The 25721-nt window shown below is 45.4% G+C and carries 25 protein-coding genes and 1 pseudogene; 18 read left to right on the forward strand and 8 right to left on the reverse strand.

Annotated features, from left to right (window positions below):
- Positions 1–82: 82 nt before the first annotated feature.
- Together BBG47_RS17745 and BBG47_RS17750 are read right to left on the reverse strand one after the other, a co-directional pair.
- Positions 83–943 (reverse strand): alkaline phosphatase family protein, encoded by an 861-nt coding sequence (locus BBG47_RS17745; RefSeq protein WP_065292809.1) that lies wholly within the window; start codon positions 941–943, stop codon positions 83–85.
- Positions 933–2027, reverse strand: a complete 1095-nt coding sequence (locus tag BBG47_RS17750) for an ABC transporter substrate-binding protein (protein ID WP_065292810.1) — start codon at positions 2025–2027, stop codon at positions 933–935. The genes BBG47_RS17745 and BBG47_RS17750 overlap by 11 nt, the downstream gene beginning before the upstream one ends.
- Before the next feature lie 263 nt (positions 2028–2290).
- Between BBG47_RS17750 and BBG47_RS17755 the strand changes: the two genes are divergently transcribed.
- The 5 genes from BBG47_RS17755 (at position 2291) to BBG47_RS17775 (ending at position 6600) form a co-directional block, all read left to right on the forward strand.
- Complete coding sequence (locus BBG47_RS17755) at positions 2291–2923, forward strand: NAD(P)-dependent oxidoreductase (RefSeq protein WP_065292811.1); 633 nt, start codon at positions 2291–2293, stop codon at positions 2921–2923.
- A gap of 117 nt (positions 2924–3040) precedes the next feature.
- Complete coding sequence (locus BBG47_RS17760) at positions 3041–3970, forward strand: manganese-dependent inorganic pyrophosphatase (protein ID WP_065292812.1); 930 nt, start codon at positions 3041–3043, stop codon at positions 3968–3970.
- Positions 3971–4182: 212 nt separating this feature from the next.
- Positions 4183–5022 (forward strand): DNA alkylation repair protein, encoded by an 840-nt coding sequence (locus BBG47_RS17765; protein ID WP_175400567.1) that lies wholly within the window; start codon positions 4183–4185, stop codon positions 5020–5022.
- A gap of 509 nt (positions 5023–5531) precedes the next feature.
- Positions 5532–5846 (forward strand): DUF4870 domain-containing protein, encoded by a 315-nt coding sequence (locus tag BBG47_RS17770; RefSeq protein ID WP_065292813.1) that lies wholly within the window; start codon positions 5532–5534, stop codon positions 5844–5846.
- A 19-nt stretch (positions 5847–5865) separates the two neighbouring features.
- Positions 5866–6600: a MerR family transcriptional regulator gene (locus BBG47_RS17775; RefSeq protein WP_065292814.1), complete on the forward strand. Its 735-nt coding sequence runs from the start codon at positions 5866–5868 to the stop codon at positions 6598–6600.
- 212 nt (positions 6601–6812) lie between these two features.
- Here the strand turns inward: BBG47_RS17775 and BBG47_RS17780 are convergent, their stop codons facing one another.
- On the reverse strand, positions 6813–7385 hold the full coding sequence (locus BBG47_RS17780) for an endonuclease/exonuclease/phosphatase family protein (RefSeq protein ID WP_483310735.1): 573 nt from the start codon (positions 7383–7385) through the stop codon (positions 6813–6815).
- Between the two features lie 229 nt (positions 7386–7614).
- Here BBG47_RS17780 and BBG47_RS17785 point away from each other — a divergent pair, with 229 nt between their 5' ends.
- The 4 genes from BBG47_RS17785 to BBG47_RS17800 are packed head-to-tail and all read left to right on the forward strand — an operon-like array spanning position 7615 to position 11483.
- Complete coding sequence (locus BBG47_RS17785; RefSeq protein ID WP_065292815.1) at positions 7615–8628, forward strand: siderophore ABC transporter substrate-binding protein; 1014 nt, start codon at positions 7615–7617, stop codon at positions 8626–8628.
- 34 nt (positions 8629–8662) lie between these two features.
- Positions 8663–9673: an ABC transporter permease gene (locus BBG47_RS17790; protein ID WP_094183184.1), complete on the forward strand. Its 1011-nt coding sequence runs from the start codon at positions 8663–8665 to the stop codon at positions 9671–9673.
- Complete coding sequence (locus BBG47_RS17795) at positions 9670–10734, forward strand: iron chelate uptake ABC transporter family permease subunit (RefSeq protein WP_065292816.1); 1065 nt, start codon at positions 9670–9672, stop codon at positions 10732–10734. Before BBG47_RS17790 ends, BBG47_RS17795 begins: the two co-directional genes overlap by 4 nt.
- A complete protein-coding gene (locus tag BBG47_RS17800; RefSeq protein ID WP_065292817.1) occupies positions 10731–11483 on the forward strand; it encodes an iron ABC transporter ATP-binding protein in 753 nt (250 codons plus the stop codon). Before BBG47_RS17795 ends, BBG47_RS17800 begins: the two co-directional genes overlap by 4 nt.
- Before the next feature lie 102 nt (positions 11484–11585).
- Here BBG47_RS17800 and BBG47_RS31405 read toward each other — a convergent pair.
- A pseudogene (locus BBG47_RS31405) lies at positions 11586–11839 on the reverse strand (IS30 family transposase); the annotation flags it as partial.
- Between the two features lie 688 nt (positions 11840–12527).
- On the opposite strand from BBG47_RS31405, the gene BBG47_RS17805 reads away from it, so the two are divergent.
- On the forward strand, positions 12528–13991 hold the full coding sequence (locus tag BBG47_RS17805; protein ID WP_065292818.1) for a PAS domain S-box protein: 1464 nt from the start codon (positions 12528–12530) through the stop codon (positions 13989–13991).
- Between the two features lie 258 nt (positions 13992–14249).
- Positions 14250–14615: a YybH family protein gene (locus tag BBG47_RS17810; protein ID WP_065292819.1), complete on the forward strand. Its 366-nt coding sequence runs from the start codon at positions 14250–14252 to the stop codon at positions 14613–14615.
- Positions 14616–14683: 68 nt separating this feature from the next.
- Here BBG47_RS17810 and pepV read toward each other — a convergent pair whose 3' ends face one another.
- Complete coding sequence (gene pepV, locus BBG47_RS17815) at positions 14684–16114, reverse strand: dipeptidase PepV (RefSeq protein ID WP_065292820.1); 1431 nt, start codon at positions 16112–16114, stop codon at positions 14684–14686.
- 202 nt (positions 16115–16316) lie between these two features.
- On the opposite strand from pepV, the gene BBG47_RS17820 reads away from it, so the two are divergent.
- Together BBG47_RS17820 and BBG47_RS17825 are read left to right on the forward strand one after the other, a co-directional pair.
- On the forward strand, positions 16317–16685 hold the full coding sequence (locus BBG47_RS17820; RefSeq protein WP_175400568.1) for a hypothetical protein: 369 nt from the start codon (positions 16317–16319) through the stop codon (positions 16683–16685).
- Positions 16686–16905: 220 nt separating this feature from the next.
- Positions 16906–17937, forward strand: a complete 1032-nt coding sequence (locus tag BBG47_RS17825) for a polysaccharide biosynthesis protein (RefSeq protein ID WP_065292822.1) — start codon at positions 16906–16908, stop codon at positions 17935–17937.
- A gap of 77 nt (positions 17938–18014) precedes the next feature.
- Here the strand turns inward: BBG47_RS17825 and BBG47_RS17830 are convergent, their stop codons facing one another.
- The 3 genes from BBG47_RS17830 to BBG47_RS17840 form a co-directional block, all read right to left on the reverse strand.
- The gene (locus BBG47_RS17830) at positions 18015–18593 is read right to left on the reverse strand and encodes a thymidine kinase (protein WP_065292840.1); all 579 of its coding nucleotides are present in this window, start codon (positions 18591–18593) and stop codon (positions 18015–18017) included.
- A 90-nt stretch (positions 18594–18683) separates the two neighbouring features.
- The gene (locus BBG47_RS31220; protein ID WP_083189415.1) at positions 18684–19958 is read right to left on the reverse strand and encodes an NUDIX hydrolase N-terminal domain-containing protein; all 1275 of its coding nucleotides are present in this window, start codon (positions 19956–19958) and stop codon (positions 18684–18686) included.
- Between the two features lie 22 nt (positions 19959–19980).
- Positions 19981–20739 (reverse strand): DeoR/GlpR family DNA-binding transcription regulator, encoded by a 759-nt coding sequence (locus BBG47_RS17840; RefSeq protein ID WP_065292823.1) that lies wholly within the window; start codon positions 20737–20739, stop codon positions 19981–19983.
- A 255-nt stretch (positions 20740–20994) separates the two neighbouring features.
- Between BBG47_RS17840 and BBG47_RS17845 the strand changes: the two genes are divergently transcribed.
- The 5 genes from BBG47_RS17845 to BBG47_RS17865 all read left to right on the forward strand — a co-directional run bounded on the left by BBG47_RS17845 (position 20995) and on the right by BBG47_RS17865 (position 25703).
- Complete coding sequence (locus tag BBG47_RS17845) at positions 20995–21600, forward strand: TetR/AcrR family transcriptional regulator (protein WP_065292824.1); 606 nt, start codon at positions 20995–20997, stop codon at positions 21598–21600.
- A gap of 128 nt (positions 21601–21728) precedes the next feature.
- Positions 21729–22358, forward strand: a complete 630-nt coding sequence (locus BBG47_RS17850; RefSeq protein WP_065292825.1) for an HXXEE domain-containing protein — start codon at positions 21729–21731, stop codon at positions 22356–22358.
- Between the two features lie 26 nt (positions 22359–22384).
- Complete coding sequence (locus BBG47_RS17855; RefSeq protein ID WP_254659855.1) at positions 22385–23098, forward strand: class I SAM-dependent methyltransferase; 714 nt, start codon at positions 22385–22387, stop codon at positions 23096–23098.
- Positions 23099–23370: 272 nt separating this feature from the next.
- Positions 23371–24813, forward strand: a complete 1443-nt coding sequence (locus BBG47_RS17860) for a stalk domain-containing protein (protein ID WP_065292826.1) — start codon at positions 23371–23373, stop codon at positions 24811–24813.
- A 26-nt stretch (positions 24814–24839) separates the two neighbouring features.
- Complete coding sequence (locus tag BBG47_RS17865) at positions 24840–25703, forward strand: phosphate ABC transporter substrate-binding protein (protein WP_065292827.1); 864 nt, start codon at positions 24840–24842, stop codon at positions 25701–25703.
- The last annotated feature ends 18 nt before the right edge of the window (positions 25704–25721 follow it).

Raw genomic sequence — 25721 nt, forward strand, 5'->3', positions numbered from 1 at the left:
GAGTGAGTGCAAGATTCGATGTCGAGTTACCTCATGATTTACTTCGTGATCAAAAGCGAATTGGTGAACAAAAGGCGCCCCCTTACGGAGACGCCGGCCTGAACTCCAACATAGATAGCGGCTGCATCGCTTCCGATGGGGCAATGCCGATCAAGCGGCAGGCGAGCGGCGCCAACTGCAATTGAGGTACTTCCTGTTCATAGACGCCAGGGGTCACCAGATTGCTAATGACGAACAGTGGAACATGGCGTTCGGCGTCTGTCGTTCCGCCGTGATTGCCATCATTGTTCATGCCATGGTCAGCCGTAACAATAATCTGATAGCCTGCCTCCATCCAAGCTGGCAGCACGCTTGCAAGAATAATGTCCGCCGCCAGTGCCCGGTTGCGGTATTGCGCCGAATCCCCACTGAACTTATGTCCGTCATCATCAATGTTCATCGAATGGACGTACAAGAAGTCTGGAGCATATTGCGTGAGCAAGAAGTTCGCATCAGCGAACAAGTGCGTGTCAGGATAGTGATCTTCGAAGTAGAAGATGCCATGCTGAATCGGCTTGTCTGTATCGAGCTGAATGCGATCAACAGCTGGGTGGAATGGAGCCGAGTTATACAGCTCGCTTACCCAATAGTAAGAGGCAGTCGCATTTGTAAGTCCTTGTTCCCGCGTTAAGTGGAACAGACTGCGCTCGTGCGATAACCGCACAGTCTGGTTCGTTGCAATCTCGTGGCGCCATACCGGAGTTCCGGTCATCAGCACCTCATAGAGCGGGCGAGACAGGCTTGGCAGCTCGGAGCGCACTTTGTAGCGCGCTGCCTTGCCATATTCCACCAAGTGATGCATATACCCCATTTGCGTGACGGCGGTGTCATGGCGCAGGCCGTCCAGCATGATGAAGATGAGCTTATTGTGATTGTGCGAGCGGTTCGTGATGTTATTTGACATGAATAAGTACCTGCTCCTGCCACAGCTGTGGGAGCTGCTTCGTTGTTTCTTCCCATGCCTTCAAATCTTTCACAGGCTGTGTGTTTTTGTACATTTCATCCGGGAGGAGCATTGCCTTTGCATCGTCAGCCAGCTTCGCGTTGGAGCGGATTGGACGAGCATAGCCACGAGCCAAGTTGGATTGTCCTTCATCGGACAAAATGTATTCACGTGCCAGCATCGCTGCATGCGGATGCTTCGAGTACTTGTTAATAACCGTTGCATAGCCGCTTGTTGCAGAAGCTTCCTGCGGGATGACAACTTCGAAGCGGTTCTTGTCGATTTTGTCACGGTAGCCTAGTGCGTTGAAGTCCCACAGGAATCCAACTTCGACTTCGCCTTTTTCCAAGTTCGCAAGACCTGCATCATTGGAAGCGAGACGGCCTTGTTTCGCCAGCTCTGCGAAGAAGTCGATGCCCGGTTGAATGTTCTTCTCGTCACCGCCGAATGCGTAAGCAGCCGCAAGAACAGCGAATTGTGCTTGGTTTGCCTTCATCACGTCGCCAACAGCGACTTTGAATGTTCCATTTTTAATGTCTGCCCAAGATTTCGGCGGGTTTGCCACTTTGTTCTTATCTGTAATGATGGACAATGTACCCGTGTAGCCGAGCAGCCAGTGTCCTTCATCATCCTTAGCCCAGTCCGGAATGTCGTTCCAGTAAGACGTTTTGTATGGCAGTGTTAGACCTTTTTGCTTCGCAAGCGGTCCGAATGCGATACCGACGTCGCCGATATCAGCGGTTGCGTCGTCTTTCTCCGACTCGAACTTCGCCAGTTCTTCAGCACTGGACATATCTGTATCCGTATGTTTCAAGCTATATTTCGTTCCTAAATCGTTCCACGTTTGCACCCAGTTCGCCCAAGTGTCAGGCATGCCGACCGAGTTGACTTGCCCTTCTTGTTTGGCCTTTTCCACAATTTGATCCAAGGTCAGCTTGGAAGCGTCGACTGCTTCGTTCGCAGCTTGTCCAGATGAGCAGCCTGCAAGCAAAAATGCGGAAGCAAGTACGGTTGCTGTCCATTTCATGAAACGATGAGTTCGCATGAGTTCATGACTCCTTTTTCATTTAGTTTTCGTTTTGTTTTCCTTCTGTTTACGTCTCTAATCATAAACAAACAAAGTTAAACCAACATCAAGCGGGTGATAAGGTATTGTAAAGGCAGAACCGAAACAAGTTCTCGGCGTCAGAATGACATGGTGGGGGAAGTATGGGGGGAGTATGGCATTTATATGAAAAATATGGATCGTTTTATGGGTGGACACGTATCAAAGAATATTGGCATTTCTAAGAATGGGGGAGAAGGATATTGTCTAGGCAAACGATTGCGATCGTAGGAGGAACAGGTACAGTAGGGAAGCATGTGGCTGCGACAGCAATTAAACAAGGATATTCGGTTCGCATTCTAGCTCGTCGTCCGGAGCGAGTCCAATTGAAGTCACCGCACGCCATTATAATAGTAGGAAGCGTAACAGATAAAACTGCCATTCACTCCCTCCTTGAGGGATGTGACGGTGTGATCAATGCTTTTGGACAGCCGATGAAGGACAAGCCGATTTATAGCGAAGTTGCGGCACGTTTGCTCCAAGGCATGAAGGAAACCGGTATTCGCAGATATGTCGGCGTGTCAGGAGGATCGCTTGATATTGAAGGGGATCGCAAGTCCTGGATGAACCGAATGGGTGCACGCTTATTTCGCTTACTATATGGGGACTTTATTCGGGACAGGCAGCGTGAGCTCGGCGTGCTTCGGGATAGCGATCTAGATTGGACGCTTGTGCGATTGCCGTTCGTGCATGAACGCGATGTCATGAAGCCAGTAAAGGTTGACCAATATGATATGCCGGGTACGAAAATATCAAATACCCATATTGCACGGTTTCTCGTAGATCAGGTACAAGACGCTGCTTTTCTACGAAAAACACCGTTTATTTCACAATAATATTCCTACTAATGGAATGGGATTTTACCAACATTTGCGGTATAATCTTGAATGAAGAAGACGATCTACGTTATACTCTTCTCACTACAAATCTCGTGTAAAAAGGGAGTTAGCGAAATGGAAAAGGTACTTATTTTCGGACATAAAAATCCAGACACCGATACGATTTGCTCCGCAATCGCATATGCAGACTTGAAAACACAATTGGGCTTCAACGTTGAGCCGGTTCGTCTCGGCAGCGTGAACGGAGAAACACAATTTGCATTGGATACCTTCCAAGCAGAAGCGCCTCGTCTGGTAGAGACGGTAGCGAATGAAGTAAAAGGGGTTATTCTTGTTGACCATAACGAGCGTCAGCAAAGTGCAAACGATATCGAACAAGTGGAAGTTCTTGAGGTTATCGACCACCACCGCATTGCGAACTTTGAGACAAGCGGCCCTTTGTACTATCGTGCTGAGCCTGTAGGCTGCACAGCGACGATCTTGAACAAAATGTACAAAGAAAACGGCAAAACGATCAGCAAAAACATCGCTGGCTTGATGCTGTCCGCAATCATCTCGGATTCCTTGCTGTTCAAATCCCCAACTTGCACAGAGCAAGACGTAGCAGCAGCTCGCGAGCTGGCTGAAATCGCTGGTGTAGACGTTGAGAAGTACGGATTGGACATGCTCAAAGCTGGTGCTGACTTGAGCCAGAAAACGATTGCTGAGCTGATCTCTCTTGATGCGAAGGAATTCTCCATGGGCAGCTCCAAGGTTGAAATCGCACAAGTAAACGCAGTAGACGTGAATGATGTATTGTCCCGTCAAGCTGAAGTGGAAGCGGCTTTGAACGACATTATCGCAACGAAAGGTCTTGACCTCTTCGTATTCGTGGTAACAGATATATTGAACAGTGACTCTGTGGCGCTGGCACTTGGTTCCAAGACAGAAGCAGTTGAGAAAGCGTACAATGTTACGTTGGAAAACAATACGGCATTGCTGAAGGGCGTTGTTTCCCGTAAGAAGCAAATCGTGCCTGTACTGACAGATACGCTTAGCAAGTAATTGATGTCATCCTATATGAAGCAGATTTCATCTGTTATACAACGGCTGTTTCCCTTATGGGAAACGGTCGTTTTTTATTGGAGGAGGTTAGAGAGCAGAGGGGAAGGGAACAGGATAGAGGGATCCATTTCCATTTGTAGAATACGTAAGGGATATGTTCTCAGAGAAGATGAGCCAGATTTACTCGTCTTGATGTAAAGGAGGCAATTAAATTGGATTGTTCCATCCCAGATACGATTTTGCAGCGCAAGGGTGCAACAAAAGAAGCAAATATTCCAGTTGAAGTCCAGCAGCTATTACATACAGGAAGGATAGAAAGCGTGAATTTAACAGAGTGGCTTGCTGTAGATCATATGACTTTGCTGGAACATGTATTGCCGGAAGTTGGTTTAGAGAAGAAGCTTTCCGATCTGCTTCTGGAAATAAAGGAAACGGATAGTATACGCGGCATGAAGGCGATACGGCTTATTGGGCAGCGACTCTATGAATTTTGCAGCACCGAGGATGCGCCCGTTACAGATTCCAAGCCGTTTATGGCGATCGCCGAACATCGCTCGGATTCCGTTCGATGCTGGGGGGCTTACATGGCAGGCGGTGATGACTCCATGTCTATCGACGAAGCATTGTCACGTATTCACCGATTTGCGGCTGACTCTCATTTTGGCGTTAGGGAGATTGCATGGATGGCTGTGCGCGCTCATATCGAGTCGAATTTGTCGGGGGCCATATCCATCTTATCCACTTGGACATCTGATACGGATGCCAATGTACGGAGATTCGCTACGGAAGCGACGCGTCCACGAGGAGTGTGGACGAAGCATATTGAGGCATTGAAGCAGAGCCCTTGGCAGGCGCTTCCGTTGCTAGAGCCTCTCAGATCTGATCCGGCGAAGTATGTGCAGGATTCGGTTGGCAACTGGCTGAATGATGCGAGCAAGACGAATCCGGACTGGGTAAGGGAGCTGTGCGAGCGCTGGACGAATGAGTCTGACTCAAAGGCAACAGCGCGAATTGTAAGCAAGGCTCAGCGAACCTTGCAGAAGCAGGTATAGCAGACCGGAACAGCAGCAGCTTGGTCGACTTTACCGATGTCATATCGTATCCGCTGGCAGCTTATCCAGCGGATATTTTATTTTGATCCGCTTCCCCATTCTTTCGCGACTATTTCGAATCTCTAGGTACTTGCTCGATTCGCATTTCCGTTTTCAATTCAGTTTCCCCCTTATCAATCTATCTCCGAAGCTTCCTCTGAATTTTTCTTTGTTCGGTCTGTACAGTTTTTCTTGTATCCCTCCCTCTTTTTGCGTTGCTCTTTGTTTTATTTAGAGCTTTTCGTCTTCCATCGTTCTAGTATCAAGAACTCTCTCTTTATGCTTTTCCCCCCAGTCGGCGTTTTTGATATGAGCCTATCAGTTATAAATAAACTAATTCCATGAGTCCAGAAGGACTCAATGACCGTAATGTTGCTTTGTCATACCGCTTATAGGCAAGGGGTTGAACCTCTACTCGCGTCACCTTTTATGCTAGTACTTGAGAAATTCAAGTAGAAAGGTGACAATCGATGAACAAACCAACACGCAAAGAAATTGCAATCGTCCAATTCATGCTGGCCATCTCATTAATTCTTGGCGTCCTGCCACCTCTTGTAATGTTCCTCGTGACAAGAAGGACAGAATCGTATTATCGTGATGCTAGCCGCACAGCATTGAATTTTCATCTGACCATTTTGCCGTTCTTTATTGTGAGCTATGCACTGCCGCCATGGTTCAAGTACATAGTCTTACTTGTTGAAACGGTGATCATTTTATATGCAATGATAAGGATTGCGCTTAAGAAAGCCTATCGTTATCCAGCCATACCTTACCTGAAAAAGTAGACAGAATCGAGGATACCCCATGACAACCGATATGCTGACGATCGGGCAGTTGTCTGCCCGCACAGGAATTACCATTCGAACGCTTAGATACTATGACAAGCTTGGATTGCTAACACCAAGTGATTACAAAGAGGGCGGACACAGGTTGTACAATGCAGATGATCTCAGCCGTTTGCAGCAAATCCAAGCATTGAAGTTCATCGGTTTTTCCTTGAAAGATATCGCTGATTTATTAGACAAGCCACAGGTAGAAGAAGCGCATATTCGCAGCGTGATTGCGTTCAAGAAGAAGGAGCTTATAGCGGAGCAGGAGCGGATTCAGCTCATGATAGATCAATTGGATCATATGGGGACGATCATTTCGAATCATCCTATCATTGATTTGCGGTTGTTCTGCTTTATCGTGCATTCGATTATGTGGGAAGAAGAGCACATAGAGTCGCACAACCTAGAGGGCAATCCAATTTATAATTTTCGCAATGAAGAACGGGCAGAACTGGATCGAAAGTATTTTGCATTGCTTACGGAATTGAAACAGCTGATTGCAAGCCAGGTAAGTCCAGATTCGGGGGAAGCACAGAGTTTCATGAAGCGATTTATGGAGCTGTACGAATATACCGTTGCGAAAATAAGCCCTGCATCGGTGGCGCAGGCAGATGCACCAACGGATCAATCAAACATCCTCATTCCATTTACAGAGGAAGAACAGGTATTTCTAATCGAAGCATTCCAAGTGATGTCTTGTACGCAATAGAGGTAATGGATACATTAGGCTTGGCGGCGAACGGGCTCTTTGCAACAAACGCTTTCAGAGAACGCAGGGATATTTCCATTCCTATGGAGCCCCGGGATTGTCGCTCATCGGGCCTATCGTTAAATGGGGCTGCTCTCAATGAGATTCTATCTCTGGAGCAGCCTCTTGTTGTGCGGGTGGATGAGCGATATGAACCCTATAACGGTTCGGCGCTATAGCAGCAGCTTGGCTGCAAGCGGATAATGATCCGATGCAAGTGAAGAATGAATAACCGTTCTATCTTCGATATTTCCCGATTGATGATTGACGAATATGTAATCGAGCGTCTCGACAGCATTGCCTGCAGGGAAGGTGAAGGCATCATGCTCATCTGCGAAAGCGCTGCAGAATGCTGGAGACATGCTAGCAACTTCAACAGAGTCTGGATGTGCATTGAAATCTCCCGTAATGATGCACGGTTCCATTGTATGGCTCGCGACGATGTTGATTATCTCCTTCACTTGTTCGACCCGTTCCGATTGTGCTAATCCCAAATGTGTAGTGTAGAAATGTAGATTTATTCCGTCTGCATCAAGAACAGCTGCAAGCAGACCGCGCTGTTCACTCTCATCGCTGCTGAGCGGGTAATGCTGATGTGAGAGGATCTTGTACTTGCTCAATATGGCTATTCCATATTCCCTTTTCTGCATTCGCCCAGGCTCAGGCTCGTGAATCACGTTGTCTCCATAACACCAATGCATTCCTAATTGTTCAGCGAGCACCGCGATGGTATCCTCTCCATAAATTTATGTAAGCTGGCAATAAATAATTGACAATATATTTTGAATTGATATACTAAGTATAGTGTTGCAATTGATAATCATTATCGATCCTGTTTTTATATTGTCGCTGTGCACCATAGTGAAATAGAGATAATCATAATTAAGTCACGCATAAAAACATACATAGATAATAATTTCATCAATTCAATAATCTGTTTGACTATTAAGCTTATATAAGGGGAGAGTATGGGAAATGGGAAAATTTAAAGTAACAGTATTTTTAGCAGTTTTTGTGTTGATGTTGGCAGCTTGCTCGAATCCAAGTAATGGAAATGGAAAGACGGAGACGACGGGGCAAGAAAATCAAGCTGCTAAAGCTTCAACGGTTGAAATCACTGATGCTCATGGAAAGGTTACTGTTCCTGTAAATCCTAAAAATGTAATTGCTCTGGATAGCAGAACTTTTGAAACTTTGGCTGATTGGAACATTAAATTAGCGGCTGCTCCAAAGGATGTAATGCCTAAGGAATCACCGTATGTAAAAGATGAAGCAGTTCAAAATATTGGGAACCACCGTGAACCAAATCTTGAAATTATCGCGGCTGCAAACCCTGAACTTGTCATTGTCGGTCAACGATTTGCTAACCATTATGAATCGATCAAAAAATTAGTGCCGAATGCAGCCGTTATTGACCTGAATTTTGATGTTTCTGAGAAAGCTGATAAGCCTGGGGAAAACTTAGTAAAAGGACTTAAGGATTCCACAATTATTTTAGGACAAATTTTTGATAAAAATGAAGAAGCTAAACAATTGGTAGCTGATTTTGATAAATCTATCGAAGACGCTAAGTCTGCCTATAACGGAACGGCTACAGTTATGGGTGTTGAAGTTTCTGGTGGGAATATTGGATTCTCCGCTCCACGGTTTGGACGTGTTTGGGGACCTATGTTTGAAATGTTTGGATGGAAACCAGCTTTAGAAATTGCAAATGCTACATCAGGTCATAAAGGTGATGAGATTTCTGTTGAAGCTATTGCAAAAAGTAATCCGGATTGGATTTTCGTACTAGATCGTGATGCTGCAATATCTTCTGAAAGTGAAGCTGTTCCCGCAAAAGATGTGATTAATAATTCACCTGCTCTTCAAAAAGTAACTGCTGTTTCTAAAGGACAGATTATATTTGCACCAAATGACACTTATACAAATGAATCAATCCAAACTTTCATTGAGATCTTTAAAAACATGGCAAGTACTTTAGCTAAGTAGTCTAAAGGAGCATAACATCGTGCTGAAAAAGACAATACAAAAAATTTCTGGGGTTGAGAATAATTCTCAACCCCGGCTTTATAACCATAACAAGTTATGGACAAAACCCTTTATATTTGCGATTATCGTTGTTATTATTTTAGGAATTATATCTCTATTTACTGGAGTTTATAATATACGCGGACAAGAGGATGGAATGGAGATGTTTTTCATTACTCGTGTTCCAAGAACAGCTGCATTAATGCTTACCGGGGCTGCCATGTCCATGGCGGGACTCGTTATGCAACTTATTACACAGAATCGTTTAGTTGAACCTACCACAACAGGAACTATTGAATGGGCGGGGCTCGGACTTCTTTTTGTTTACTTAGTATTTCCTGCACCTACGTTAGTTCTAAGAATGACTGGTGCAATTGTTTTTTCTTTTATAGGAACTATGATTTTCTTTTTATTTTTAAAAAGAGTGAAACTTCGATCGTCTTTAATCGTCCCAATTATTGGACTGATGCTTGGAGCAGTCATTTCTGCAGTTTCCACTTTTATTGGGCTCCTTTTTCAAAGTACGCAAAGTATTGAATCTTGGTTTGTAGGTTCTTTTGCGGCAGTCCAAATTGGAAGATATGAATATTTATGGATCATTGTTGTCGTTACTTTTCTTATTTTTATGTATGCGAATAGACTGACTTTAGCTGGACTAGGGGAAGATGTTGCAACAAGTCTTGGAGTCAATTACAATAGAGTCGTTCTTTTGGGTACGGGTCTTATTTCGTTAGCAGTTGGAATTGTTGCAGCAGTTATCGGAAACTTACCTTTTTTAGGATTAATTGTCCCCAATATTGTTTCCATGTTTAGGGGAGATGATCTTAGGAGTAATTTGCCTTGGGTATGTGTGATAGGAATGGGTACGATAACGGTTTGTGACATCATTTCTCGAACAATTATCATGCCTTTTGAAGTACCAGTATCTTTAATACTCGGGATAATGGGTGCAGTCGTATTTATTGCTATTTTATTGAGACAAAGAAAACCAAGGAGGCTAAGATGAACGCATTGGAATATAGAAATAACGACAATGTCGTTATCGATTCTAGCCTTCATAATAAAAATAGATCAGCTAGAGCTTTTCGTTCTAAGCAAGCAGAAAAACGTTATTGGATGTTGCTCATAACATTAATTGTTTTGGGCATCCTTTCTTCATATGGACTTTTAGTTTATAACAATCCAGTTCCGATCGATTCACCTTCTTTTATCCCAGTTGCTAAAAGAAGGATGGTAGCTCTTGTCGCAATGATCATTGCTGCCGTTTGTCAGAGTTTGTCCACTGTTGCTTTTCAATCGATTACGAATAATAGAATTATAACCCCTTCTCTTTTAGGCTTTGAATCACTTTACTCAACCATTCATACAAGTACCATATTTTTCTTTGGTGTTGGTGCATTGGTGAATTTTACTGGTATTGTACCCTTTATCATTCAAGTTATTGTTATGGTCTTGATGAGCTTGATCCTTTATGGGTGGTTGCTTTCTGGAAAGTACGGAAATTTGCAGATTATGCTTTTGGTTGGAATTATTATTGGCACAGGCCTAAAATCTGTGTCAGCTTTTATGAGAAGACTTCTTTCGCCTTCTGAGTTTGATATCTTACAGGCTAGATTGTTTGGTTCTGTTAATCATGCAGACGCTGCCTATTTTCCTATTGTAATTCCTATAGTAATCATTGTAGCATTGTTAATTCTTGCTCATTCTAAGAATCTAAATGTATTGTCACTTGGAAAGGATGTCTCTACTTCTTTTGGAGTAAAGCATCAATCGAGTATCATTTATACGCTTATATTAGTTTCTATTTTGATGTCAATTTCAACGGCTTTGATTGGACCACTTACTTTCTATGGATTTTTAGTTGCAACTTTGACTTATCAAGCAGCGCCAACCTATGATCATAGATATGTTTTTCCAATGTCTCTTGCTATAGGGTTTTTGATAATAACCGGTGCATACTTCTTAATGTATCATGTATTCAATGCTCAAGGCGTCGTTTCCGTTATAATTGAATTATTTGGTGGAATCATATTCTTAATTGCAATTTTAAGGAAGAGGGCTCTATGATAAAGATTAATAATGTTAGAAAATTGTATACGGATAAGGTAAAGATAGGGCCTTTGAATATTGAAATACCAAAAGCGGGTCTTACTTCTTTAATTGGACCAAATGGTGCTGGAAAGTCTACGACACTTTTGATGATTGGAAGACTTTTGGATATGGATGAAGGCCAAATTCAGGTAGCGAATATGGATGTTACTGAATCTAAATCAAAAGACTTAGCAAAGATTTTAACGATTTTACGTCAAGAAAATCATTTTGTAACGAGGCTTACGATTAGACAACTCGTTGGATTTGGACGTTTTCCTTATTCCAAGGGAAGATTAACGAAAGAGGATGAGGCTATTATTTCTAAATATATCGATTTTTTGGGTTTGACTGATCTAGAAAATAGATATTTAGATGAGCTTTCTGGTGGTCAAAGGCAAAGGGCATATGTAGCGATGGTTTTGTGCCAAGAGACTGAATATGTACTTTTGGACGAGCCGCTGAACAATCTTGATGTTGCACGTTCTGTTCAAATGATGGAGCATTTGAGGCTTGCTGCTAATGAATTTGGAAGAACAATTCTGACTGTTATGCATGATATTAATTTTGCAGCCAAATATTCTGATCGAATTTGTGCAATGAAGGATGGACAAATTGCCGCTTTTGGAACAGTAGAAGAGGTTATGGATCCAGAGGTTTTGACAGATATTTTTGAAACGAAAATAGAAATTATTGATGGTCCCTATGGGCCAATTGCGGTTTATTAGTTAGACGGATTGTCAAGCAAAGTGCGACAGCTCATTCAAGCTTCGTTAGCAGGTATCCAACCTAGATATTTACAAGGGCGATTGCCGTTCTCATTGAAGCCTTGGATCTGCAAAGTAAACTTTTAGGGATGAACGGTCTCAAGCTTGGCATAACAAGAAACCCTTCCCTACGATCCACAGTAACAGTTTGAAAGGCAGCCTGAGGATATTGACTTGGCTGCCACCATCTAGGCGGTGCGATCGGGTATTTTCAAGGCCATGAAGTGACGAGTCTTGCGCTATATGAAAGCGTCTACACAGGCCTTGTTTTTGCCACGGCTGGAGACAACGGTGTCCAACCCCCAGTGACCGAAGGTTTATCGCTTGCAAGCTCAGGAGTATATTTGCTGACGGGAACACAGGATGCCCTGCGGTAACGATAAGCTTGTTGAGCTGACTGTGCTTCGCATCCCTGTTCTAAGCTGCCGCACTCGACTTCTTATGCAGAGCTTCTAATTTACTACGTTCAATTATGCTAAGATGGGTGAAGCTCATGTTGGTTATCCTGTATGAATGGGTGTATGGTAACTCCCATTTTACACGAAACTGACATGAGCCTTTTTAGTTGTCGCACTCCATAGTACAATCCGTCATCTAAAAAAATGGATCGGAACACAGTGTGCTGATTCACACTCTCTAGGTCTATGCTTGAAAAGCTGGACCGGGTCAAAACGAAATACGGCCTGTTGGAGCCGTAACAAAAGTTAAGCCACACTTAAGGGATGATTCCTGTATCGTACAGGGGTCATCCTTTTTAACGCTTTTGGTTCTTGCGCAAGTCGCTAGTCCCTTGAATTCCGTCCTTCTCGTAGGCTTTCTTCCCACAATCTGCGCACTGATCCACTCGCTTTATGGGTACCAGTTTATATTGATGCAGGTGAGCTGGTACCTCTTTGCGCCGATTGTGGGAATTTGGCAAGATTTTAATTGATGATGATAGGAAGAGCGATTTATAATGATAAATGGGTAAATGTGGGTTTGTGATGAATTGGAGGGGAGATTTACATGCATTTGGAGCAAATTGATATGTTCGATTTAGCTTTTAACAATGCATCGATCGGAATGGCGATCGTCTCGCTGGAAGGACGCTTTATGAAAGCAAATCATGCCTTATGCGATATGATCGGCTATACAGAATGTGAATTGCTCTCTCTGGACTATCAGCATATTACCCATCCAGACGATCTGGAAGAGAGTATCCTACATATTCAGCAGCTGCTGGACAGACAGATCTCGTCTTTTCATATTGAGAAACGTTACATAGGCAAGTTAGGAGAAGTGATATGGATGCTGCTTACCGTATCGCTTGTCCTGGATAAGAGCGGCAAGCCGCTTTTCTTTTTTTCTCAATTTCAAAATATTACGGTATGCAAACAGTCAGAACGAGTGCATCTGCAGACGGAAGCGATCCTGAAGGAGAAGGAGGATTCCTTCCAATCGTTATTGGAAATGCTGCCCCTCGCTGTCATCGTGACGCATAATGGAATTATACATTATATGAATCGTGCCTCGATTAATTTAATTTGTGCGGATGAAGCAGCCGGCATTCTTGGCAAGCCAGTGCTTGATATTGTTGAGCCTACGAATCACAACCTTGTGTATGAGCGAAGACGCAAGTATCGGGAGGGTATTAAGCTCGGGCCAGTAAAATATGATATCCGATGTGCAAACGGAGAGATGAAGCGGGTTGAAGGTTTCTCGCTGCCCACGACATTTCATGGGGAGAAGGCGACTATAGGGGTCTATCAAGATATAACCGATCGGAGCAAGGAAGAGGAGCGAATGCTGCAGTCCGAGAAGTTGTCCATCGTGGGGCAGCTTGCTGCCGGCATTGCGCATGAAATTCGGAATCCACTGACGTCGATTAACGGCTTCCTGAAGCTGATGCGTACGATGAAGACAGATAAGGAGCAGTATTTCGATATCGTGGAATCCGAGCTGAAGAGCATCGAAGTAATTGCCAATGAGCTGCTCATTCTCGCGAAGCCAAATGTGGTGAATAGTCGAAGGACAGATCTGATCCATCTCATGGAACAAATCATCGCCTTTATGAGTGTGCAATCCACTTTGAAGAACAGCAATATTGTAACCGATTTATCGGAAGAGGCGCTTTGGGTTGATTGTGAACCGAATCAGATTAAGCAGGTGTTCATTAATTTGATCAAAAACGCAATCGAAGCGATGTCAGGGGGTGGCAATATTTATGTACGAGCCAAGCTGGAGGGCGACTATGCGGCTATATCCATACAGGATGAAGGCTGTGGGATTCCAGCAGATAAAGTGAGCAGACTGGGTCAGCCTTTCTATACGACGAAGGATACGGGGACAGGGCTAGGACTGATGGTGAGCTACAATATTATTGATAAGCATGGCGGCTCCATTGAGGTGGATAGTGTGATTGGTGTAGGAACCACATTCATCATTCGATTACCGCTTGTCCAAGTCAAGGAGGGGGAAGACGCTCTGTAACAGCTTCTCCCCTTGCTGCTATTGTAACCTTATTGCGCATTATCGCTTTGTTGTATTTGCAATCATCGAATCTAAGGACTCCCAGAATGTTGCGATATTTTCCTAACGTAACCTTACCACAAGCAGTTGAGGGTTCCAATCATTTGAAGCAGGTGCATGGAAGCTGGCGATTGAGACGGAGACAAGGATTTTGGATGGATTCTAGCGAATTGGTTATTGAAAATATTGGGATGAGATATATGAGAGGTGAACAGTACAATGGGTCATAAGCAAGCATTGGAACGTTACATCGAAGCGACAAATACGCATCAATTCACAAATGTGCAAGCATGTTTGGATGATGGTGCAGTCTACTGGTTCTCTGATCGTACCTGCTCAACGATGGCTGAGATTAGGGCGTATTTCGAACATGCGTGGGACGTGATTCAGGATGAAGTCTATTGTGCGACAGATGTGGAGTGGATCGCCGTGGACGGACAGACGGCTGTCTGTTTGTACACGTATCAGTGGAGCGGCCTTTATCAAGGAAAGCAGGCAGCAGGGAGCGGAAGAGCGACCAATGTGTTCAAGCAAACCAGTGGCGAATGGAAGCTTGTGCATGAACATTTGAGTGCACTGAAATAAGAATGTCTTCTACGTAGAAAAGGTGTCATCCGCTGATGGTATTCAGCAGGATGACACCTCTGTTATTGTTATGCGTCCAAGTTCGCCAATTCATAAATGGCGCGGGCATAAATCGCAGTTGCTTTCAACAAATCCTCGATCTCGATGTATTCGTCTACGCGGTGAGCCATCTCTTCTCTTCCTGGGAATAAGGCGCCGAATGTGACTCCATATTCCATGAATGCAGCGTATGTACCACCGCCTGTTGTCAGCAAGGTAGGCTCAAGCTGTGTTTCCTCCGCATAAATCTTCTGCAGCACCTTGATCATTGGATGCTCTGCATCGACATGATGCGGCTCCTTCAAGTCAGGCTCCTCTACGAGGAAGCCGAATGCATCCATCTTCGCTGCCAATGTATCCAGAATCGTCGGTAGATCCTGTGTGACGGGGAAGCGAATGTTCAGATGGAAGAATGGCTGCTTGTCCGCTCCGAATTCGAAAATACCTGCATTGACGGTTAATGGCCCTGTAATGTCATCCTCATACGCAATGCCCAGCTTGCTGCCCAAGTGATCGTCCGTCAAATAAGCATCGACGCAGCGAATGTAGCGGTCAGCATCGGCTTGGAAGGAGTACGAACGCAAAAATCCGAACAGCTTCAATGCAGCATTGATGCCTTGATGAGGCTCCATGCCATGGGCGGATTTCCCTTTGAGGCTGAGCGTCATTTGATTGCCATTCACTTCGGAAGAGCCTTTCAATTGCTGCTCTGTGTAATAGCTCTCGAATTTGGCTGCCAATTCTGCAAGAGCAGCAGACTCGCCAGAGATCGTTGCTGTTGCAGATTCCGGCACCATATTCTCAACACCGCCGCCATGGAAGGATACGAGCTCTAGCTGCCCCTCTTGACGCCCGGAAGCAGAATCGTCTGGCTTCAGCAGGAAGCGGGTATTGATTTGACCCTTCTCCGCATGTGTAATGGGGAAGTCGGCATCTGGAGCGAAGCCGTATAGCGGCATTTTCTCACGCTTCGTATAGGTCTTCATGCATTCCATCCCGCTCTCTTCATCTGCACCGAAGATAACGCGCACATTGTGCTTCAATGGCAAGCCGAGTTCTTTCACAATCTTCAAGCCGTAATAAGCTGCAAGTGTAGGCCCTTTATCATCAATGGCGCCACGTGCGAACAGCTTGCCCTCACGGATGTCAGGGGAGAATGGCGGGGTTGTCCAATGTCCGGTTGCAGGGACGACGTCAACATGGCATAGTGCTGCGACATATTCGCCACTCGTCGATTCGCCATATTCGGCGTAGCCTACATATCCGTCCAGGTTCGTCACACGGTATCCGTCGCGACGGGACATGTCCAGCACATAATCAAGCGCGCGAGCTACATTTTGCCCCATAGGCTTGCCAGGTTCGCTCGTGCTGGCATCCTTCACACTTTCGATGCTGAGCAATCCCTTCAGATCCTGCAGCAGATCGTCCTTGCGCTTCAATACTTCTTCCATCCAGTTCATCAAGCCGCACTCCTTTTGTATTGAAAATTGAACATGTGTTAATAGTGGTCGTGTATATGCGACGCTCATCCATGAACATATGATTGCCGCCTTGGCATAATTATAACAGGTGAAGTCCAGTAACAACATACAGGGAGCTGGCGAATCGCAGAGATTGTAGGGTTCAGTATCACCCAGAATATGTTCACGGATGTTTATATTGGTGCTGAGGGCTCTGTGGTGGATGGGCTTATATCGAAGTCCAGCCATCCTTCCAGACTATCGTTCAGCTCAACCAGTAGCTCTGCTGTTTGAACAGATATCACGCAAGATCCGCTCGATTTATCTCCCACTTCAAGGGATAGAGGTAGAGGCAGCGAATCGTTATATGAAATGGATCGATCACATGTCGACTATTGTGCGTCAAGTGAAGGAGTGGGATAAGAACAGTGTTCAATCGGTGCGAGGGGTTCTGAACAACTTGATGGAGGAAATAAACCGTGACCGGGACATTGGAGAGGGCGTGAAGTTGAAGTTGTGTTTCGATATAGAGGAAGGAATTGCACTTATAGATGCGTATATGACGCAATAGAGAACCGACAGACAAGACACCGATTAACTTTGAGAAGATGGATTGTACATATGCATGACGATAAGGAAGGGAAGGCTGCTTTGCCCTCGGGTAGGGATAAGGCGGCCTATTTTCGATGCCTACCTATCGTTTGTCCAATCCCTTCTATCTATGGGTGCATTTTATAAGTAGTATAATCTTCATTTTGCACCAGCAACCTATGTCTATAGGAGGGAACGGCGTGTTAGCTAATGCTACGATTCTAGTAACAGGCGGAACCGGTTCATTGGGCTATGCCCTCGTTGAACAATTATTGCTGCATCGTCCTGCTCGCATCATCGTTTATTCGCGCAATGAGACGAGCCAGTTCATTATGAGCCGCAAATTTGAGGATGCAAGACTGGCGTTCTGGATTGGCGATGTGCGCGATCAAGACTCCCTCCATCAGGCATGCCAAGGGGTCGACTATATCTTCCATCTCGCTGCGCTCACACATGTATCCTTTTGTGAGGAGCATCCGCAAGAAGCGTTGAAGACGAATGTGGTTGGTACACAATATGTGATTGAGGCCGCTATTGCGAATCGGGTTAAGGCGGTTATATTTGCATCGACGGATCAAGCCGTGGAGCCTACGAGCTGCTTTGGAATGACGAAAGCGATGGGTGAGAATATAATAATGAACGCCAACATCGTAAGCGAATCCACGAGATTTATCGCTGTTCGCAGCAGTAATGTTCTAGGAACACACGGGAGTGTACCTCATGTACTGCTGGATCAGATCAAGAATAAGAAGCTTGTTAGTATGATGGATCGGGGGAAGACCTGTTTCTTTACGCCGATGAAGCAGGCAGTCGCCTTATTGCTGAAGGCGCTGCAATCAGGAATTGGCGGCGAGCTCTACACGATGAAAATGCCGTCCTGCGCTCTAGTGCATATGGCTGAGGTATTTATAGAAATGTGTGGCGAGAGAGATGTACGGCTTATTTTTACAGGCTCAGCGTCGACTGGCAAAGGGAAGATTCATGATATTCTCATCTCAGAAAGTGAGAGCCGACATACCGTGAAGTCAGATGATTCTTATTTGATCGTTCTTCCTCTATTAGGCATGCCGAGACTGCATGAGCATTATGCGTCGTATCCTTCTATGGCTGTTGGGGAGTACACATCTGCAGAGGGGGCAATGACGAAGGAAGAGATACGTGAATTGCTGTTCGATAGCGGCTTGTTGTATGAGGTGCACGTTTCCAAGCAAGCTCAAGGCTCGCGGGACTAATCAAGAGACATGGAAGGTTTCTATGTATAGCATGAGAACGCCCCTGAAGCATGTGGCTTCAAGGGCGTTATAAGTTTCTAGGATTGCAATGGCGGATTTTTATGGCACTTCCGGCATACCGGATAGTACGTATCGTTACCGCCGATTACGATTTGCTCTCCCGTATAGACAGGACGGTTATTTGCGTCAACGCGCAGATTCATCGTTGCTTTGCGTTCACAGAACCAGCATATCGTTTTCATTTCCTCTATTTTATCCGCATACAGCAGCATATAACGGCTGCCCTCAAATAACTCATTTCGGAAGTCATTCTTCAATCCGAAGCCCATAACAGGAATATCGAGCTCATCGACGATGCGGGTAAGCTGCATAATTTGAGTATGATCCAAAAATTGCACTTCATCAATCAGCACGCAGGAAATGGGTCCTTCATGATGCTGTACGATCTCAAATAAATCAGTGTCTTCATGGATCGAAATTGCCTTGCGGCGCAGACCAATGCGAGAAGATATATATCCGCTCTCGTCCCGATCATCTACAGCAGGGGTGAAGATCAATACGGACTTCTCCTGCTCTTCATAATTATGGGCAACCTTCAATATTTCAATGGATTTCCCACTATTCATTGCGCCGTATCGAAAATATAACTGAGCCAACTTCGCCACTCCGTTCCATTCTTTGTTGATGAGATTATAGAATAGCATAGGAAGCGTCTCAGGTACAGGAACAGAGAATGGATATGCTGCTTAGTCCAGGATTACGGATTGTTCGGGATGATGGTACAACTGGAACATTAAGCGCAGCTGCGCTTCCGTATTGCGTTCAGCCGACAATGTCGGCAGCGCATGTTCGGGGAAGAAGCCTACCTCGCTCGTTTCTGTGCCGCTGGCAGCTTCCCCTCCGATAATGTCACACAAGATGAATAATTTATACACATGAAACGGTTCAGGCGGGTGCTGGTGGAACCGCTTATCTAGCACGGCAAGCAGTCGGATGGCTCTTGCTTGGAAGCCGGATTCCTCTTGGATTTCCTTCACAACAACCTCAGATGGAGAGAAGCCGATATCTGCCCATCCGCCGGGAAGAGACCATGCTCCATCGGCCTTTTCCTTGACGAGCAGAAGCTCTCCATCACGGAAGATGACACCCCGGACATCTACTTTCGGCGTTGCGTAACCTGTATCGCTTGCGAAGGATAGGCGGATTTGTTCCTTATCTACTTCGGCGCAGTTAGCCATCATATCGACACTAATGTCGCGCAATTCTTCATACCGCTCGCGGTCGTAAGCGTTTTCTGTGTACGTTAAGCCGATCTGTGCGAGAGCTTGTATCCGCTTGGCCCAATGCAGCTGTCTCCAATCGAGAGCTGGATTTTCTACCAACTGTTCGATCAGTTCGATAAGCTCTGCCGGCTTCGAGTAGATGTCATGTGGAGCTGTCTCGAATGTGGCGGACTGAACAGTATCGAACCATTTAGCTCCTATCGTATGCACGTTAGCGGCAAGGCCGGCTTGAATATCAGCGTTGCTGTCACCGATCCATATCGCTTCGTCGGCGCGAATATGTAATGCATCCAGCGCAGCGTGAATGCCTTCAGGATCGGGCTTCGGCCTCGTTACTTCATCGCCTGTGATGGCGATATCCACATACTTAGTCAAGCCGAGCGCTTCACTGGAAATCTCATACGCTCGCCGCCCTTTGCCTGTAATAATGCCGATCGATATGCCATGCTCCTTCAAATGCTGCAGCATCTGAATAATTGCTGGTGAAGCATGAACAAGGCTGGGATGCCAATTGCGGTACATTTCAAAATATTCTTCGATGGCGGAAGGCAATAGACCTCTATACTTCATATTTGCAGTCAATATGCCCTCTTCCGTCGGGCCGAACATCGCAATAATTTGCTCCTTCGATACCATTCGATTGTCATATCGTTTGAATATGTCTTGGAACACATGAAGTGTCAATGGAAGGGTATCAGCTAGTGTCCCGTCAAAGTCAAACAAAACGGCTCGTATCATTGCATTCATCCTCCTTGATGGTTTAAGAGATTATGATCACTTGCACATGATTGGCCTTCATCGCATTGGCTAGCTCAGGCGACAGTGGATGGTTCGTAATGAGAATATCGATGTCGGACAAGGATAGCCCCCGATAGTAATGGGTGTGTCCAAGCTTCGTATAATCCGCAAGTACGATTGTCTGTCTTGAACGGCTAACAATTTCTCTCTTCATATATATGTCTTCTTCATAATGATAATAAATGCCTGCTTCCGAGATGCCTGCTGCGCCTAAGAACGCCTTATCGAATTGGAAATCACGCAGCTTGTCTAGCGTCGAGTAGCCAGATAAATGTCTTGTCTTCGGCTGCACGATGCCTCCTAATAGATGGGTCTGTACCGCGGCTTGATCAGCCAACATACAAGCATTATCAATCGAATGGGTCACGGCGGTTGCATAAGCAGGCGTTAGATGCGGTATGATGCACTGCACTGTGGTCGATACGTCCAGAAAGATCATGTCGTGATCTTGAACAAGCTTAGCGGCATGGCGTCCGATGCGCATCTTGCCGTCTGGTTCATTATGCAGTCGAGCAGCATAGGCCTCAATCTTCTGTTCCAGCCGGGGGAGCGTAATTCCTCCATGGGTACGTGTTACGGCACCGCTTTCAGTCAGCTTCACGATGTCACGCCTTGCCGTATCTCTGGAAATGTCGAACATCGCGCAGATTTCTCCGACAGTCATCGTGTCTTGCTCTTCTAAATGCGTTAATATGCGCAGAAGGCGCTCTTCTTGGTACATATTCTCCACCTCATACTTCTGATTTTAAGTATATGTAAGCAATATTTCAAGTACATGTAAGTATTTTGTATAAATATAAGCTCTATTTTATGTGAAAAACGTAGCAATGCAACGGGGACACACATCTGAAGACGCGAATGTGAAGGATGGATCAAATTAGGGTTGATTGGATAAAACAGGAGTGGTAGTATATGGCTAAACGATATTTTAAACATTGTTTAAATCATTGTTTAAATCATGTGCGGGAGGGATTAGATGAAGCAACCTGAAAAGTCGCTTGAGACGAAGGAGAAGATCTTGAATGCGACCCTGGATATGATCAAGGAGGAAGGATTTGAGCAGATTACGATTCGCAAAGTAGCGTCTCGCTCCAACACGAACATAGCACTAATCAACTACTACTTCGGATCGAAGGATGCTCTGATCAATGAGGCAATCAAAATATTGTTATCTGGCTTCCGCAGCTCGTTCAACGTTCTTGATGATCGCAGCATAGAGCCTCTGCAACGACTGCGCTTGTTCCTGATTCAATATGTACAGGTCATTCAACAATATCCAGCAATTATCTCACGTACGATAACTGCTGGCTCTGCCATGTTTGCCTCTCAGCAAGAGTATGGACAATTTCTGCAAGCTGTCGGCTTTGACAAAGTTCAGCATACAATCCAGGAGATTACGCGCGAGGACAATCATGAAGTATTAACAATGATGATGATGCAGCTATTCGGTGCCGTGTTTCTCCCCGTATTAATGAAGCCTCTGCTTGAATCGGGTACGGGAGTGGCAGTTGCGTCTGTCGAAGCACAGATTGACTTGTTGTTTGCACGCTATTTCCATCGAGATTCAAGATTACAATCATGAATTTTTTGCATTTGCTTGAATGATGCAATTCCAGAGGTGACTCGTTCTTGAACCTAGCAACCTTGCAATGATGATGAAGTCCATTACACATGCAGAGGCTGTGTCCCTGCGAATAGGAGGCAATCGAGATGGATGTTCTCAGAAAGTATTGGCAGGATCTTGGAATGGTTGTTGCTGTCATGGTGTGTATCTATTTGTTGGTAAGAGGAACTGCGATTCCTGACATCACGGTGATGCTTTGGTTGAGCTTCGTGGCGATTCTGGTTCACCAATTCGAAGAATATCGGTGGCCTGGATACTTCGGGGGCTTGTTCAATGCAGTTCTATTCAAGAGCAAGCATCCTCACAATTATCCGCTGAACCTGCATTCGGCTATGATTATTAACCTGATTATTGCTTATGTGTTTTATTTGCTGCCCGTCTTGTTCCCTGAAGTGATATGGCTTGGTCTCGCTCCCATGTTCATGGGGTTCTTTCAATTAATCTGGCATGGTATTTTCGCAAATAGTAAGGCAGGATCTCTCTACAATCCCGGACTCTTCTCTGTGTTAGTCTTGCACATCCCTGTTGGGTGCTGGTATGTTTTTCATATTACAACGACAGGAATTGTCCATACATCTGATTGGATCATTGGGACGGTTTACTTCCTTGCTGCCGTATATGTCTTGATCGTTAAGGGGAATATGTGGCTCAAGAATCCGAACTCCCCATATCGTTTTACGGCGAATCAATTAGGCCCCTATTCCAAGCAGATGTAAATGAATAAAAGGTGGGAGAGATGAAGATGCCAGGGATTGAACAGAATGACAGAGCTATGAAGCTTGATTTGGAGCGTATCGTATTTATCGGGCGAACCTACGATGAATATATCAGCATGTTCGACTTGAACATCGAAGATCTGCAAGGGAAGCGCATATTAGACTGCCCATCAGGGGCTTGTTCCTTCACCGCAGCCGCAGTTCGTCAGGGGATTGATGTTATGGCATGCGACATCGCATATGAATATGCTGCTGATGATTTGCAGCGGAAGGGACTACAGGATGTAGCGCATGCGATGGAGCAGATGGCGTATGCTGCTGAACAATACGAGTGGGGGTTCTTTGGTGATATCGATGGCTTGCGAGCCCATCGTTTGCAAGCATTGCGGGACTGCTCAGTACATCGAAGAGAAGAACCGCATCGGTATGTTCATGCGACTCTTCCGTCTCTCCCTTTCGAGGACGGAGAGTTTGACGTGGTTCTCTCCGCACATTTCCTCTTCATGTACGGAGATCGGCTGGATGAAGCGTTTCACCGCAATACGCTCGCTCAACTTCTTCGTGTAGCGAAGGAGGAAGTACGAATTTTCCCGTTGATTGACTTGGCAGGGAAGCGGCCACCTCAAGTAGACATCGTGATCGAGCAGGCCAAGCATCTTGGCTGTGAGGTACAGGAATGTACGGTTCCTTATGAATTCATGCGCGGCGGCAATACAATGCTGTACATCAAGAAGAAGTAGCGACATGATGAACTCGAGATATTTATGAAGAAGGGATTAGGTGTAAATCTGGCAGAGAGAGCGAACTGCAGGCAATGTATGTAGAGTGAATGAAAAATGAGAGCATTCGGAACAGGCGGACTTGAGCAATCAAGGCTGCTTTTTTTTTGTTTGCGTAAACCCGAAAATTTACAATTCCAAAATATTACTCACGATTCCCGTTAACATTCGTATGTGAAAATACTTCCAGAAGCCTATTGCAATACCTATTGCCATGAGAAAAGGGTGAAGACATGAATCGTAACATGTTAACGGTCATCGCAACGTCGCTCGCACTATCTACGATCATTTCTACTAGTGCTGTCAGCGCAGCGGAAGCAAACAAAGGGCAAGTAAGCATCGCAGCAGTGACGAAGGAAGCAGCAAAAGCATCCAATCTGTCAATCGGGGTTGATGGTGTAAGCAGCAATATTCGCACACTGAATGTCAAAGGAACGGTATTGTACTCCGTTCGCGACATCGCCAATATTTTTGGCGCAGATATCCAAGAAAGCAAGAGCGGAATTACACTCGTTGGTGGCAACCCAGCGCAGACGATTACGGTTCGAGTGAACTCGGGCGCTTATGAAGTGGATGGCGCTGCGAAGAACTTCTCAGTTGCACCGTTAGAGCAAAAAGGTGTGATCTACGCGGAGCTTAACGCACTTGTTGAAGCACTTGGCGGAGAAGTATCTGGTTCCGGCAGCAAGCTGGATGTTGTTAGTGTGAAGCCTCTCGAGGGCGATTTCAGCTCCCTGCGCGTGAACAGCAACGGTGAAGTGATAGCGGCTCGCGAAGCTGATGGAACGGTTCAATTGTATAAATGGAATTCTACATACCGGATATACGATGCATTGACTTCTAATGAGAACGCAGCAAACACTGCAGTATCGCCTGACCTGAAGTGGGGCGTATTTACGGATGAGTCCAGTCAATTGTACTTGATGGATCTGAGCCTTGGAACTGCACAGGCAATTGGTAAAGATACTTCCGTAAAGACTGATCTGACATGGTCCGCAGACGGTAAAAAAGTGTACTTCGTACAAGGGGACAAGCAAGAGAAAATCGCTTGCGTGAACGTAGACAGCGGCAAGATTACAAGCGTGCTGGCTGATAAAGTAGAAAACAAGTCGGACATCCGCCTGTCGGCAGATGACAAGACGGTTCTGTACGCAGTTAACATTACAGGCGTAGCGAAAAATGACAAGGATAGCACAGAAGACTCCTTATCCATCGACTTCTCCGGAGCAGGCTCCCAGTTGTTCACACTGGATCTGACTGCGAAGGATGCGAAGCCGGTTCAGTTGACAACTACGTCGGACAACAAGCTGTATCCGAACCTGCTGGCAGACGGAAGAGCTGTCTATGTGAGTGGTGATACAGAGGGTAAGGTTGAGAACAGCGTATTGAAGGTTGTTCATGCGAAGGAGAAGAAGGTATCGGATCTCGTAGCTGATGTAGATGTATCCGTTGCTGTTATTTCTGCGAAGGGCCAATTGATTATCGCTGCAACAGAGAAAGACGGCAAGTCGAGCATCTATGTGGTGAAGGCAGATGGCTCCAAGTCGAAGCTGTATACAACTGAAGGTGCGATTACTGAAGTATTCCCTTCCGCAGACGGTTCTCAAGTTGCGGTTATCGAGGATGGACAAGTGAAATTGGTAGGTAATAATCAAGCGGTTACGTTAACGAAATAAACAGTTCCGAAGGGAGAGCAATAACAATGAGAAAATTAAAAATCGCATCTTTGGCAATTCTCGCATCTTTATTCCTTGTATCTTCAGCTTTGGGAGGAGCGTCTACAGCTCTGGCTAAGGACGAATTGAAAGGCAAAGTAACAATCAATGGTTCAACGGCATTGTTGCCAATGACATTGCAAGCAGCGAAGGAGTTCCAGAAGCTGCATCCAAAAGTGAAAGTTGCAGCTTCCGGTAAAGGCTCCATCACTGGACCACAAGCTGTTAAGAAAGGCATCGCTGAAATCGGCGCATGCGACTGGGATGCAAGCATGGACGTTCCAGGATTCAAAGCATTCGAAGGTCAAGTGGCTCACAAAGTAGCGGTAATTCCATTTGCGACAATCGTGAACAAAAACGTAAAAGTAGACAACCTGACGACTGAACAGTTGAAAGGCATCTACTCCGGTAAAATTACGAACTGGAAAGATGTTGGCGGCGACAACGCGGATATCGTTGTTATCACTCGTTCCTTCGGTTCCGGTACGCGCGTTAACTACCAATTGAAAGCATTGGATGGCGGCGACATTACGAAGAAGAAGGACAACTACAAAGAAGTTGGTTCCAGCGGCGACATGAAGACAGCTGTTGCAACAACACCTAACGCAATCGGCTACATCGATCTTGTATACGTGAATAGTGATGTTAAAGCTGTTAAATTCAACGGCGTAGAAGCTTCCACAGACAACGTAATCAAAGGCAAGTACCCTGTATGGGCATATGGCTACTACATGACAAAAGGTCAACCAACTGGCGCTACAAAAGCATTCATTGAGTACATTCAAAGCGCGAAGTTCCAACAAGGTTCGTTGAAAAAGTTGAAGTTCATCCCGATTTCCGCAATGAAGTAAGTTGAACGATTCACGGTA

Origin of the sequence: Paenibacillus sp. KS1, from assembly GCF_001680695.1 — a bacterium.
In the GTDB taxonomy this organism is placed as follows: Bacteria; Bacillota; Bacilli; order Paenibacillales; family Paenibacillaceae; genus Paenibacillus_B; species Paenibacillus_B suaedae.